Here is a 13941-nt window from a genome sequence, read left to right as displayed (position 1 = left end):
CAAACGATGCTTGTCGGTGGTTGGCAACTGCTAAACCGTACAGCCGCAATTGCCACGGCTGCGAGACCAAGGAGTCCCAAGGATGCCGAACCCAAGCCAAACCAGCGATCAATGGTGGGTCAACGACCAGACGCCGGACAACCCGTACGGCAAAAGCGAAGATTACGGAGCCTTCCTCACCTACCTTGGAGCGCTGGACCGGTCGATAACGCCGGCGATCGCGGCGGGAACGCTGAGAATCAATGTCTCCGAGCTCAATGACCATCCCGAATACAAGGCCGCCGCGATCGGCGCCTTGCAGATGTGGGCCAGTGTCACCCCTTTGAAGTTCGAAATCGTCGACAATGCACCATACAACAGCGCAACGGACTGGATGCAGGTTGTCAGCCCCGAACTGGGCGAAGAGGACGACGGCAGCGCCTATTCCAACGACCGCTATGTCAGCATCGGCCAGCGTTTCCACGACACCGAGGTCAACAAGACGGATATTGGCGGCTATGTCTTCGATTCCTTCATCCATGAATTCGGTCATGAGTTCGGGCTGAACCACCCCGGGCTCTACAATTACAGCGGCCCCGGCGGCGTACAGATCAATTATCTGAACAATGCGACCTGGACCTACGACCGTCAGCAATACAGCGTCATGTCCTATTTCGACGGGATCGATGTCGGTGAAACCAGCCGCTGGTCGGCGTCAACGCCGATGATGGCCGACATCGAGGCGGTCATCCGCCGCTTTTTCTCCACCGTCGACGAGAACGGCGTGCGCACCTATCAGCATATCGATCTCAACACGGGCGACAACGTCTACGGCTTCGGCAGTGCTGTGGATGGCTACCGGCTGACCTCCTCGGGCATGCAGCACGATATCGGTTTTGTCATCCATGACACCGGCGGAACCGACACGATCGACTTCTCCGGCTCGACTGCCGGGACGATTCTCGATTTGCGCGCCGGACAGTTCTCCAGCGTCAACGGCCACAGCAACAATGTGTCGATCTTCGCCGGGCACAACGCCGATGGCACCGATTATTACATCGAGAACGGCATCGGCAGCAGCTATGACGACGTCCTGATTGGCAATGACGGAGCCAACGTGCTGGATGGCCGCGGCGGCGGCGACCGCATGGCCGGCAATGGCGGCGACGACACCTACTTCGTCGACTCCCTCGACGACATCGTGCGCGAGGAAGCGAATGGCGGGAATGACACGGTCGTTCTGCTGAACCGGAACTTGAATATCCGGAAAATCGCCAACGTCGAACACATCATCTACGCCGACGAGTCGACACTCCAGCCTGGAGGCGGCGGCACCGAAACCCTGCCGATCATCGGCGACAACACGCTGACCAGCGTCATCTTCGGCGACAATGGCAACAATACGCTCGACGGCGGCGCCGGCGACGACACGATCTTCGGCCAGGGCGGCGATGATCTCATCATCGGCGGCCGCGACTCGCTCGCCAGCCGCGACATCAACAACACCATCGATGTCGCCGACCTTCCAGACCAGACCGAGAGCGACGACGGCAATGACACGCTCTATGGCGGCCGCGGCAACGACACGATCCTGGGCGGCCAGGGCAACGACATCCTCGACGGCGGCGACGGCGACGATACGCTGAGCGGCCAGGATGGCGTCGATATATTCAGGGGCGGCGCCGGTGTCGACACGGTCGACTTCAGCAAGGAGAGCCCCTTCCAGCTGCTCGTCAATCTCGAGACGAACGTGGCCAGCGGCGGAACCGCCACGGGCGACACCTTCTACAGCATCGAGAACCTGATCGGCTCCGATGACCGCATCGACCGTTTCATCGGTACGTCGGCGGCAAATCATTTCTGGGGCCGGGGCGGCGGCGACTATTTCAACGGCGGCGGCGGCAACGACATACTGGATGGCGGCAATGACGGCGACATCCTGTACGGAGAAGCCGGCAACGACACGATCATCGGCGGCGCCGGCCAGGACTATCTGGATGGCGGCGCCGGCATCGATACGGTCGTCTACGAAGGCAGCTCCGCCAGCGTGACGATCGACCTCGCCAATGGCACGGCCAATGGCGGCGATGGCGATGGCCCGGTGCAGATCGTCGGGCGCGGCACCGTTATCCGGCACGACATCCTGGTCGGCTTCGAAAACGCTGTCGGGTCGTTCTTCGACGACCATCTCATCGGCAACGCCCAGGCCAACAAACTTTCCGGCGGCGCCGGCAACGACACGCTGACCGGCGGTGGCGGCGCCGATATATTGAATGGCGGCGCCGGCAGCGACACGGCGGACTACGCCGACGCGGCCAGCGGGCAAAACCTCAAACTGGGTGGCGGCAAATCCGGCGGCGACACCTATATCTCGATCGAAAATCTGGCTGGCTCGGGCTTCAACGATCACCTGACCGGCGATGGCGCGGCCAATGTGCTGACCGGCCAGGGCGGCGCCGACAAGATCGACGGCGGCGGCGGCGATGACACCCTGCTCGGCGATTTCGCCTATCAGGGCGATGCTCCGCCACGCCCGGGCATGGGCACCGGCTACGCCACGCTCGGACCGGACGCGACCAACAATTCGGTCTCGACTGCCTTCGACATCTCGAACAACTTCTCGCTGACCGCCGACCCCGACATCTTCGATTCGACGACCACCCTTCACACCACCGTCAATGCCACCGGAAACGGCTTGGGCGGATATTACAGCATCAACCTGGCGGCCGGCACGATCATCACCATCGACATCGATGGCATTGCCGACCCCAATGTCCATGACAGCATCGTCAGGGTGCTGGACAGCGATGGCAATATCGTCGCCCAGAACGACGATGGCGGCAACGACCCCGGCTCCAACAACGGCCGCGATTCGAGCACCAGCTTCATCGTTCAGGAAACCGGAACCTACTATATTGTGGAGGGCGAATGGTCGGACTCGGCTCCTGGCGATGGCTGGGTCGAATCCGTGCCGGAGGGCTCGACTTACAAGCTGAACGTGTCGGTCGAATTCCCGCCGGCACCAGCTCAGCCGGGCGTTGCGGGCGCCGATACGCTCAACGGCGGCGGCGGCAGCGACCTTTTGGATGGCGGGCTGGCTGCCGATACGCTGACCGGCGGCGCCGGCGACGACTATTTCCGCTTCTCGACAGAACTCGGGAACGGCAATATCGACTGGATCAAGGACTTCAAGGTCGCCGACGATACGATCCTGCTGGACAACCTCATCTTTGCCAGCGTTGGCGGCGACGGCGCCCTCGCTTTGGGCTCATTCTACAAGAGCGCAGCCGGTGCTGCTCATGATGCCGACGACCGCATCATCTACGACACCGACAGTGGAATATTGTCTTACGACGCCGATGGTTCCGGACAGGGAGCAGCCGTACAGTTTGCACACCTGAACACAAATCTGGACCTTTCGGCTGCAGACTTCATCGTCATCTAACGCGTTGCCGGGAGGGGTGCCGTCAGGCTCCCCTCCCGCATACCCCAGCGCAGTGAAAAGGGAGAGGACGCGATGACCGACCGCCGCACAGTGTTAATGGCCGCCGGAGTTGCGGCAGTCGCCGCGGCCACCGGGGCGGCGGCAGCGCAATCGCCAGATATTCGCGCGCCAGATATTCGCGCAACAGATATTCGCGGCGCCGTCACCTTTGTGGGGGGCAAGGCTATCCCGGAAGGTCATCTCGAGATCTATCTTGAGGATCCCGCCATTCAGGACAGTGGGCGACGCCGCGCCGCCAAAACCAGCCTCAAGAGCGAGGGCGGCTCAAAGACCATAGAATTTTCCTTGCCCCTGCCCGCAAGCTCGACCGCTTCACCAACGCTGCAGGTCGTTGCGCGCCTGGAGCGTGCGGACGGCTGGCTGGTGGCGCGGGGCAGCGCGCAGTTCCAGGCCGGCTTGCCCGTCCATGTCACACTCAAGGCAGTTATCTATTGAAGGGACGAGATGCCATATCCTGATTGCGAGCCTGCATGCAGCTGACGCCATCGACGCCGCTTACGCTGGTCGGAATCCTGGCGTCCTTTCGACGTGCGTTTTCGGGCATCGTCCTGATGAGCGGGGTCGTCAACGTGCTGACCCTGACCGGCTCGTTCTTCATGTTGCAAGTCTATGACCGCGTCGTTCCGGGTCGCAGCGTGCCGACGCTGGTCGGCCTGGCGGTGCTTGCGGGAACATTGTTCGTGTTTCAGGGAGTGCTGGAGCTGATCCGCTCTCGCCTCATGGTGCGGCTGGGACAGGGGTTGGACGCAAAGCTGAGCCCGTCGGTCTATTCGGCGCTGATGCGCCTGCCGCTGCGCGCCAAGCCTTCCGGCGACGGGCTGCAACCCCTACGGGATCTCGATCAGGTCCGCTCCTTTATCGGCAGTGCCGGACCGACCGCTTTATTCGACCTGCCATGGATGCCGCTCTATATCGGCATCTGTTTCATTTTTCATTTCTGGATCGGCGTTACCGCGCTTGCCGGCGCCGTTGTCCTGTTTGCACTGACGCTTCTGGCCGAATTCCGGACACGCGGCCCGACAAGGATCGCCGGACAGCACGCGGCCGTTCGCAGCACGTTGGCCGAGGCGACAAGGCGCAATGCCGAAGCCATGCAGGCCATGGGTTTTGGCGGGCGTATCGCCGAGCGGTGGTCTGCCGTCAATGCCGAGTACCTGAACGCCCATGCGGCGGCCAGCGATGTCGCGGGAACGCTTGGCACGATTTCCAAGATCCTGCGGTTGATGCTGCAATCGGCAATGCTGGCGATCGGCGCTTATCTGGTCATCCAGCAAGAGGCGACCGGCGGCATCATGATCGCAAGCTCGATCATGATGGGCAGGGCGCTGGCTCCGATCGAACTGGCGATAGCGCATTGGAAGGGTTTCATTTCAGCGCGGCAAAGCTGGGCACGCCTGAAGCAGCTTCTGTCCGCGCTGCCGGAAGGCGCAACCGGCGTGACCCTGCCCGCGCCTGTCAGCGCGCTGGCGGTCGAGAATGTCAGTGTCGCGCCGCCGGGCGAACGCACGCCGGTGGTGTGGGATGCAAGTTTTTCACTGGCCAGGGGAGCGGGCCTGGGGGTCATCGGCCCGAGTGCTTCCGGCAAATCATCGCTGGTGCGTACGCTTGCAGGTGTCTGGCTTCCGGCGCGCGGCGCCGTGCGGCTGGACGGCGCGACGCTTGACCAGTGGCCGGCCGACGAGCTGGGTAAACATATCGGCTATCTGCCGCAGGATGTGCAGTTGTTCGACGGCACGATTGCGCAGAACATCGCCCGCTTCGACCCGGATGCGTCGTCCGACATGGTGCTTGCGGCAGCCAAGGCCGCCGGCGTGCATGATCTCGTCGTGCATCTGGCCGACGGTTACGACACAAAGGTTGGCGAAGCCGGCGCCTCGCTGTCGGCGGGGCAACGGCAGCGTGTCGCCCTTGCCCGCTCTCTCTATGGCGATCCCTTCCTGGTCATCCTGGACGAGCCGAATTCCAATCTCGACTCAGAGGGTGAAGTGGCCTTGTCCGCCGCCATCCAGGGCATCAGGGACCGCGGCGGCATCGTTATCGTCGTCGCGCACCGATCCAGTGTGCTGGCCAATGTCGACACCGTGCTGGTGATGGCCAATGGCCATGTGCAGGCCTTCGGTCCGAAGGATGAGGTGCTGAACAAGGTCTTCCGATCGGCGGCACCGCTCAAGGTCGTTGCCGCCGCAGAGAGAGGCGTTCCTGCATGAGCGAGGACAGATCCGCTTTGCATCATCGGCAGGTCCGCCGCTATCTCGTGGCTGGCGTTGCTACCTGTCTGCTGCTTGTCGGAGGTGTTGGCGGCCTGGCGGCAGTGACCAAGATGTCGGGTGCGGTGATCGCAGCTGGCCGGCTGGTGGTCGATTCAAATGTAAAGAAAGTTCAGCATCCGACGGGCGGCGTGGTCGGCGAGATCAGGGTGCGTGAAGGCGACCGGGTCAAGGCGGGCGATATTTTGGTGCGGCTGGACGAGACGACAACGCGCGCCAATCTGGCGATCGTCTCAAAAGGTCTGGATGAGTTTTATGCACGGTTGGCGCGCCTGGAGGCGGAGCGTGACGGCAAGGACACGATCAGCTTTCCGGACGTTTTGACATCGCGGCGCGACGAAGCCGGTGTCGCCGCATCGATGGCCGGAGAACAATCGCTGTTCGATTTCCGGCACCAGGCGCGGTCTGGCCAGCGATCGCAATTGCGCGAACGGATCGCGCAGTTGAAGCAGGAGAGTGCCGGCCTGACCGAGCAGCTGCAGGCGAAACGCCGCGAGATCGAGCTGATCCAGATCGAGCTGGAAGGTGTGCGGTCGCTCTGGCATCGCAAGCTGATAGGGATCGACCGCATGACGTCGCTGGAACGGGACGCGGTGCGGCTCGAAGGCGAGCATGGCCAGTTGACCGCGGGAATTGCCCAAGTGAAAGGCAAGGCGTCCGAGATCGAACTGCAGATCATCCAGATCGACCAGGATCTTCGCAGCGAGGTCGCGACCGATTTACGCGATACCCAGGGAAAGATCTCCGAGTTCGTCGAACGCAAGGTAGCGGCCGAGGACCAGTTGAAGCGCATCGATCTGCGCAGCCCGCAGGATGGCGTGGTGCTGCAGTTGGCGGTGCATACGATCGGCGGGGTCATCACCCCCGGCGAACAGGTGATGCAGATCGTACCGGTGACAGACGACCTGACCGTTGAAGCGCATATCGCACCGCAGGATATCGACCAGGTGACGATGGGCCAGAATGCGATTTTGCGCCTGTCGGCGTTCAATCGGCAAACCACGCCGGAGCTGACCGGGACGCTGTCGCGGATCTCGGCGGATCTCACCATCGAAGAGCGTACCGGAGCAGCCTTCTATGTGGCGCGGGTGACGCTTCCGAAAACCGAGGTCGCCAAGCTGCGGGGGCTGGCGCTGGCGCCGGGCATGCCGGCCGAAGTGTTCTTCCCGACGGGCGACCGGACGATGCTTTCCTATCTGGTGAAGCCGCTGTCGGATCAGATCCAGAAAGCCTTCCGCGAAGAATGAAGCTGGCAAGCGGCGTGTCTTGCCTGTGGCCGGCACCGGGACCGGCTGGTTGCCGATCCCGAGCCCCTACTCCGCCGCCTCGTAGCCTGCGATACCCTCGATCTCCAGGAAATCCTCCAGTCCGTATTCGCGACCGTTGCCGCGACCTCAATCTGGCGACGTTGCCGGATGATGAAAGAGACCCGCACTACGACAACATCCGCCGGTCATGTTGCGGAGCCGCCGAACATATCGGCCAGAGTCCCGACAATGCAGCGCTGACGGCAAACAGCATGGTCAAGTTTACGCGGGCGATAGTTGGAATCATCGAGATAGGCCGCGGGTAAGGTCCGACCAAATCAATAAAAGCCCTCAGAGACTCAAGGTCTGGCTTTGCCGGCCAGCTAGTCATCTAGGCCCATATCGTCGTCCAGAAAACTGATATCCAATTGATGCTCTAGTTGCTCTAGTGAGAGCTCGAATCCATCGCGACCAGCGGACAGACGAACCCCTTTGTCCGACCCAGGAATCCTAAATAGACGCTCACCTGATTTACTCAAATTACCGAGGAGCGAAAATGGTACGCGCACACGATCCCCGGCATACTCTTCACCAACGAGCGTGCCGAAGTTCACATCACGGTTCTCAATCGTCGGCTCACCCGGCTTGGGTAGGCTCGTTTCAAGCAAGAAAACGCCATGGTCGAAACCGCCCACTTTCTCGCGCTTTGCATCCGCAATTTCGAGAACCTTTTTCTCATCAACGCCTGCTTGATGCATAATGCCGCGAAGAACCTCGTAAACATCCGCCAACTCCTCAGCAGTTGCATCCTGTCCTTCAGCGGCCAGCAGTTCCTGAGATTCTTCGATCAGCTTTCCGATCAATAACTGCAGGATTTCATCGGGTTTCAAATTCGCGAATACGACCCGCTCCCGCTTCGATCTTATCCGCTCAGGTATGCGATCACGCACGAGCTTCTGATACTTAATTCGACCGCGAGTGCGGAACGACTTCCTGTGCAACCTAAGATATACAGGAACCTTCCCTTGAAGCTGGAAATACGGGTGCGACAGAGGCGAGCCCGAATAGATCACAGACGAGCCCACCGTTTGGGCAAGCGATATAATTTCGCCCAGAAATTTGTGATCCCGAACGAGATGTTCACTAGGTTGAATATCCATCGCCACCTTCTTGCCTGACGGCAAGATCGGCACGATTGCTTTTACGTTCTCCAAATCACCGGGCGCGCGAACGGGCACGACAACATGATCTTGCCCTATTGCCGAATCTAAGTCTGGGTTGGAATATTCGTATGTACGATACCACGGCAAGCATAATACGCCACCCGATGCTAGCTCGACGCCGGCAAACCACATGATGGCGACTCGCTTTCCGAGCTTCGTGCCTATGATGTTTGTCTTGCGGGCGATTTCCAAAACTTCATTCGCCCGCAGGCACTGATGACGGCCTATTCCATTTCGTATTTGTTTAAAGGTCCACTCTCCCTTCTCATTCGGCCAGAGAAAATGCGATTTGTAGCTGGGGTATGCTGTAACCTCTTCGGTGATCGTATGCACATCCCACGCGTCGTAGGGATAGAACTGAAGAGAGTCCGGCAAGCCCCAATTGGCGTGAACCTGTATGTAAGGAGAATCCGGGTCATATAAGGCCCACGCCCCAGCACGAGCGCCAATGTATTTGTGCAAAATGAAGGCGAGATCCTCTAGCTCCCCTCCTTGAGAAGTATGCGCCTCTAATTGCTGGTGCATCCAGGCTGCAGCCGAAATAGGGTCGAGACAGCTGCTCGTACACGGCAGGTTGGTCGTTTTATCTGCGCCAGATCGGCGGCTGACACGGATGACAGCCATTTCCTCGAAAAATTTCTGCAATTCAGCGATCAGGCTTTCTCGCTGACTCCTTTCAGTAAGAATCTTTGAGGCGTCTCTATAGGAAAGCACGTATAGCTTCTGGGGGAGAGGAGCGTAGTCGATAGACAATTCTTCTAGTATTTTAAGTTTGTCCCATATTGGTATGTTATCGTCATTGGCCTCGCTAAGGATCGCCGGTGGCGTGTCCGATACAATCAATTTCGAGTAAATCGGCAAGTCATTTGGATCGACTCCTTCAAGGTTGTCATCGTCCAGGTCGCATTGAAGGAGGTAAAGCCGCCCATCCGCCTCGGCCCACTCCAAGAGCATCCGGTCACGGCGCAGAACCGGACTAAAGTGATCAATTAACCACCGACAGGTAGATGCGAAAACGCGGTCGATCGGCTTTTGCGCAGACGGAATTAATTCAGTCTGGTGTTGGGCGGGCGCGTCACGCTGAGAATTAAAGCGGTCGGGCGCTAAATTGTAACCATCGACTTCAGTAAATCTTGTCCAATGCTCTCTCGTTCTGGATAGACGATTCAGATTCCCCAAAGTGCCCTTGATACAATTTGGCAAGAATCGCTGCAGAATTATAGCTACCTTCGCACCAGGTCGAATCGCTGTTGCATGATCTCGTATTTTTGAGATGGCCTCCCTGACTGCACTTTGATCGGGGGGATCATCAAAGGAAATCGATAGAAAGGTTCCGCGGTCCCAGATCGTTTCGCCCACTATACTTGAACGCACAATCAGCGGCCGATTTTTCAATCCCTCAGGCAAATCCAACGACACGGGGCCGTCGGCTAGAGAGTCTACCCAAGCCGTTGAGAGCAAGAGATACTCGGGCGTCCACATTGGTGGTAGCGTGGCTAGATATCCACCTTTTGTTCCAAAGTCTCTTGCGAGTTCGGCCCCTTCGGTCGCCAACCTAGGCAACGGCCCGGGCGAAAATACCTGCCTCACTTTTTGTCTACTTTACCAAAAATTGCGTTCGCTACATTGGTGAGGAGACCGCTCACGCCGTCGGCAAAATACCCTGCAAGGAACGCTACCACTAATGACCTTGCTAGATTCGGTTCCAACTCAACTGACTTTCCACCCATAAAACCAGTTTGCATCAATGCTAGGACTACATGCGCGTAAATACCGCCTGTCAACGGAACAAAAACACGCCACAGAAACCTGTCTTGATGCCAGATACCATTCGCCACAGAATGAACTAGCCATTTGATAGCAAATACGGTGCCGCCGACCGATCCAACTATCCAACACAGCACATCTCGGCGCTCTAAATGAAAATAGGACCTGTGGAGGATCGCCTTTATTGATCGTGAAATCACCAGCGTAGGAAAAAGCCACTATCGCAGAGATGCCAAAAAAGAGCAGATAAAAACCCAAAATAGACGCCTCTCGCCTTATCTGTGGCGCGGCATCTTCGTACTTCGTTCTCCACTCCCACAACTGCCGATTGTCCGGAGCCACTGGAGGCGGCACCGGAACCGGGTTTTCTACGGGAATGTCGGTTTCTTCGCTCAAGCGGCTTGCCGCTTCCCCTTGTGAAAATTGGATATCGTCTTAAGGACGTTGTCGTAGAAGGGATGCTCCCGATAATTCCAACTATCGGGGGTTCCGGCAGCACTAGCTATGACTCGACGAAACCTTTGCGAAACTTCGTTTTTGGCAGGCTGCTCTAGTAGCGTTTTCCCTGACATCCATGCCAGGTAATAAGGTTTTTCGGATAAGACACCATTATACATTTCACCAATTGGCGCAGCGCCATCGCAAGCGTCCAACTCCTCGCTCATGCCGTCCCAGACACATGCGAGAAAGTTGCGGCTCGACACAATTATATGCAGGTGGGCGTGGTCCACACCGCATCCGATGTTTGACCCAGCTCGCAGCGCCCCGTGCTCGAAGGCCAGCATCTCATCGCCAGGCTTTGAGACTGCCTCAAATATGCTTGACGCGATACTTGAGAGCTCTTCGCGAGTGCCCATGCCCTGCTGGCCGAAATTAAAGGAATGCACTTTTGGGACGACCAAAAACCAATTTGGTACGATCATACCAATCGTTGGCAAGACTACATTATGCAATCCTTGCACAAGCGGTTTGTCCTCCAATTTCTGAACGCAATCCGCCAAAGCGTCAGAGAACCGACTTTTAGGTATCGTGGGTGCCCCGCTCACTGCAATATCCACTTCTAAGCGATTCAATCGCCTGCATAATAGCACATACGGTTTATCGTTGTCGTGCAACCAGATTGCGACGCAGGTAGCTAGATAGGTCTTTTTTCCTAAAAAACCAACAGAATGAGCATTTGAAACGTCGGCCCTACTCCGCCGCCTCGTAGCCGGCGATGCCCTTGATCTCGAGGAAATCCTCGAGCCCGTATTCGGCGTATTCGCGGCCGTTGCCGGATTGCTTGTAGCCGCCGAAGGGCAGGCCGGCGTCCCATTGGGGATAGTTGATGTAGACGTTGCCGGTGCGCATTCGGGCGGCAACTTCGCGGGCCTTCTCGATATCCTTGGCCTGGATGTAGGACGCCAGCCCGTAGACGGTGTCGTTGGCGGTGCCGATCGCCTCTTCCACTGTGTCGTAAGGCATGATCGCCAGCACCGGTCCGAAGATTTCCTCGCGCGCGATGCGCATTTCTGATGTGACATCGCCGAACACGGTGGGGCGGACATAGTAGCCGCGGTTGAGTTCGGCCGGACGGCCGGGGCCACCGGTAACGAGCGTCGCGCCTTCATCTATGCCGGCCTGGATCAGGTCCTGGATCTTGTCGTACTGGATCTGGCTGACCACCGGGCCGAGCTTGGTGCCGGCCGCATCGGCCGGGCCGACGGTCAATTTTTCGGCCGCCGTCTTGGCGTAGCCGGTCGCCTCGTCGTGGCGGTCGCGCGGCACGAACATGCGGGTCGGCGCGTTGCAGGACTGGCCCGAGTTGCTGAAGCAGCCGGCGACGCCCTTGCTGACGGCCTTTTCAAGATCGACATCGGGAAACAGGATGTTGGCCGACTTGCCGCCAAGCTCCTGATGCACGCGCTTGACCGTGTCGGCGGCCGCCTTGGCGACCAGGATGCCGGCGCGGGTCGAACCGGTGAACGACATCATGTCGACATCGGGATGGCTGGACAGCGCCTGGCCGACGCCCGGGCCGTCGCCATTGACGAGGTTGAAGACGCCCTTGGGAACGCCGGCCTCGTCGATGATTTCGGCAAAGATGATGGCGTCGAGCGGCGCGATTTCCGAGGGCTTCAGCACCATGGTGCAGCCGGCGGCGAGCGCAGGACCGACCTTGCAGGTGATCTGGTTCAGCGGCCAGTTCCACGGCGTGATCAGGCCGACGACCCCGATCGGCTCCTTGACGATCAGCGACGAGCCCTTGACGTGGCGGAATTCGAACGACTTCAGCACCTCGGCCATCTTCCGCAGATGTGCCAGGCCAATGCCGACCTGGCTGTCGAGTGCCATCTGGCGCGGCGCGCCCATCTCGCGCGATACGGCCAGCGCCAGATCGGCGCTGCGCTTCTTGTAGACCTCGATTATGCGGGTGAGGATATCGAGGCGCTCCTCGACCGAAGTGAAGCCGAATGTCTCGAAGGCGCGCTTGGCGGCCGCAACCGCCTTGTCGACATCGGCCTTTGAGCCGAGCGAAATCTGCGCGAAAGCATCTTCGTTTGACGGATCGATGACGTCGAGTGTGCTGGGCACGACAGGATCGACCCACACGCCGTCAATATAGAACTGCAGATTGTGTGACATGGGCTTCTCCTCGGGGGATTTCTGAATTGATGGGGGGCGATCGCCAGATCGTCGTATCGGTTCAGGGATAACGATGGGGCAAGAGCGATGTCAAACGCAAGGGCGGGCGATTGAGCCGACGGCTACAGAAGCGTGTGCCCCGCCGCGACCAGAAGCCCCCTTGCCGCGGCTTGATCCTTGGCTTTGACGAGCAGATGGTCGCCATCGAAGGTGGATACCAGAAAAATGCCGAGTTCGTTTTCCGACAATGGCTTTATCACCGACAGCACGATGCCGGTTTCGTCGAAGGCAAAGGGACCTTGGAGTTTCAGGGCGACCCAGTCCCTGTCATGCTTCACCCCGTCCGGCACCCGATCCTGCAGGCAGACGACCGAAAGCTCGTCGTCGGTCCTGGTGATGCTGACGAAGCCCGGCCCGTCCGCCCAGCCGGGAATGCTGTCTTTTGCTTCGAGGCGCGAGACCGCATACCGCCCCGAGAGCGGCTTCAACCGGACCCTGACTGCCATCCGATCCTCCCTGTTATCGGCCATCACCCAGTTTCTTGCTCATATAGACCGTCATGCCGTCCATGAACGGCTCCTCCCGGTCGATCGTATAGCCATGCCGTTTGTACAACAATACATTGGCCTCGAAGGCGCCATTGGTCAGCAGGCGCAGTTCGAAGCGGCCGGCCTCACGCCCCTTCTGCTCCGCCCGTTCAAGCAACAGCCGGCCGATGCCCCTGCCCTGCGCCTCTGGCGCGACGCAGACATTCTCGATCCAGAGATGATCGTAGGCCAGGATGGTCTCGATCATGCCGACGATGCGGCCATTTTCGATGGCGAGATCGAACGGATGTTCGGCGACCGCCTTGTCATAGTCGGCGCGCATCGGCAGCGGCTCGCGGCCGATCAGAGGCACCCATTTGGCATAGGCGGCACGCACAATGTCCTTGATGGCGGCAGCGTCCGCCGGTTGGGCCGGCCGAAACAGGATGGAAGAATTGGACATGGCAAAGGCTCCAGACATGAAAACCCCGCCGGCAGACGTCGCGGGCGGGGCTGGAACGAACGAACCGGAATTTTATTGGGCCGGTCCTTTTCGTCGCGCAAACAGCTTGCCGCGCTGCGTGGTGCAGGAACGGCGTCGCTTGGCGATGGCGAACGAGAAAACGAACATGACGCCACGCTGGAGCAGGAAGCGCGGCGCTGTCAAGATTTTGGCGTTGGCCCAGCCTCCGAGTTGACCCGCGCGGCAGAGCGGCCGGCGCCGGCAAGGCCATAAGTGTACTGCCAGGCAACGCCAGTCTTCACCTTGCGCGGTGGTTGCTCGCCCTAAACTGCTGCCGT

Annotated in this window: 9 protein-coding genes; 4 read left to right on the top strand and 5 right to left on the bottom strand. The window is 59.4% G+C overall.

From position 1 onward, the window contains the following. The first annotated feature begins 82 nt into the window (after window positions 1-82). The 4 genes from X771_RS141475 to X771_RS141490 all read left to right on the top strand — a co-directional run bounded on the left by X771_RS141475 (window position 83) and on the right by X771_RS141490 (window position 6998). The gene (locus X771_RS141475; RefSeq protein ID WP_023689674.1) at window positions 83-3424 is read left to right on the top strand and encodes a M10 family metallopeptidase C-terminal domain-containing protein; all 3342 of its coding nucleotides are present in this window, start codon (window positions 83-85) and stop codon (window positions 3422-3424) included. A gap of 72 nt (window positions 3425-3496) precedes the next feature. Then, window positions 3497-3919 (top strand): hypothetical protein, encoded by a 423-nt coding sequence (locus tag X771_RS141480; protein WP_023682883.1) that lies wholly within the window; start codon window positions 3497-3499, stop codon window positions 3917-3919. 35 nt (window positions 3920-3954) lie between these two features. Next, window positions 3955-5691: a type I secretion system permease/ATPase gene (locus X771_RS141485; RefSeq protein ID WP_023689672.1), complete on the top strand. Its 1737-nt coding sequence runs from the start codon at window positions 3955-3957 to the stop codon at window positions 5689-5691. Continuing rightward, the gene (locus X771_RS141490) at window positions 5688-6998 is read left to right on the top strand and encodes an HlyD family type I secretion periplasmic adaptor subunit (protein WP_023689671.1); all 1311 of its coding nucleotides are present in this window, start codon (window positions 5688-5690) and stop codon (window positions 6996-6998) included. The genes X771_RS141485 and X771_RS141490 overlap by 4 nt, the downstream gene beginning before the upstream one ends. A 383-nt stretch (window positions 6999-7381) precedes the next feature. Here X771_RS141490 and X771_RS1000000165985 read toward each other — a convergent pair whose 3' ends face one another. The 5 genes from X771_RS1000000165985 to X771_RS141510 all read right to left on the bottom strand — a co-directional run bounded on the left by X771_RS1000000165985 (window position 7382) and on the right by X771_RS141510 (window position 13603). Continuing rightward, the gene (locus tag X771_RS1000000165985) at window positions 7382-9634 is read right to left on the bottom strand and encodes a nucleoside triphosphate pyrophosphohydrolase (protein ID WP_198025856.1); all 2253 of its coding nucleotides are present in this window, start codon (window positions 9632-9634) and stop codon (window positions 7382-7384) included. A 746-nt stretch (window positions 9635-10380) separates the two neighbouring features. Continuing rightward, complete coding sequence (locus X771_RS141495; protein WP_156936029.1) at window positions 10381-11034, bottom strand: hypothetical protein; 654 nt, start codon at window positions 11032-11034, stop codon at window positions 10381-10383. Between the two features lie 145 nt (window positions 11035-11179). Continuing rightward, window positions 11180-12613, bottom strand: a complete 1434-nt coding sequence (locus X771_RS141500) for an aldehyde dehydrogenase family protein (protein ID WP_023689668.1) — start codon at window positions 12611-12613, stop codon at window positions 11180-11182. A gap of 122 nt (window positions 12614-12735) precedes the next feature. Then, complete coding sequence (locus X771_RS141505; protein ID WP_023689667.1) at window positions 12736-13119, bottom strand: ACT domain-containing protein; 384 nt, start codon at window positions 13117-13119, stop codon at window positions 12736-12738. A 13-nt stretch (window positions 13120-13132) separates the two neighbouring features. Continuing rightward, a complete protein-coding gene (locus tag X771_RS141510) occupies window positions 13133-13603 on the bottom strand; it encodes a GNAT family N-acetyltransferase (RefSeq protein WP_023689666.1) in 471 nt (156 codons plus the stop codon). Window positions 13604-13941: the final 338 nt, after the last annotated feature.

This window comes from Mesorhizobium sp. LSJC269B00 (genome assembly GCF_000502815.1).
In the GTDB taxonomy this organism is placed as follows: domain Bacteria; phylum Pseudomonadota; class Alphaproteobacteria; order Rhizobiales; family Rhizobiaceae; genus Mesorhizobium.
This window is presented reverse-complemented; position numbering and strand designations above follow the sequence as displayed.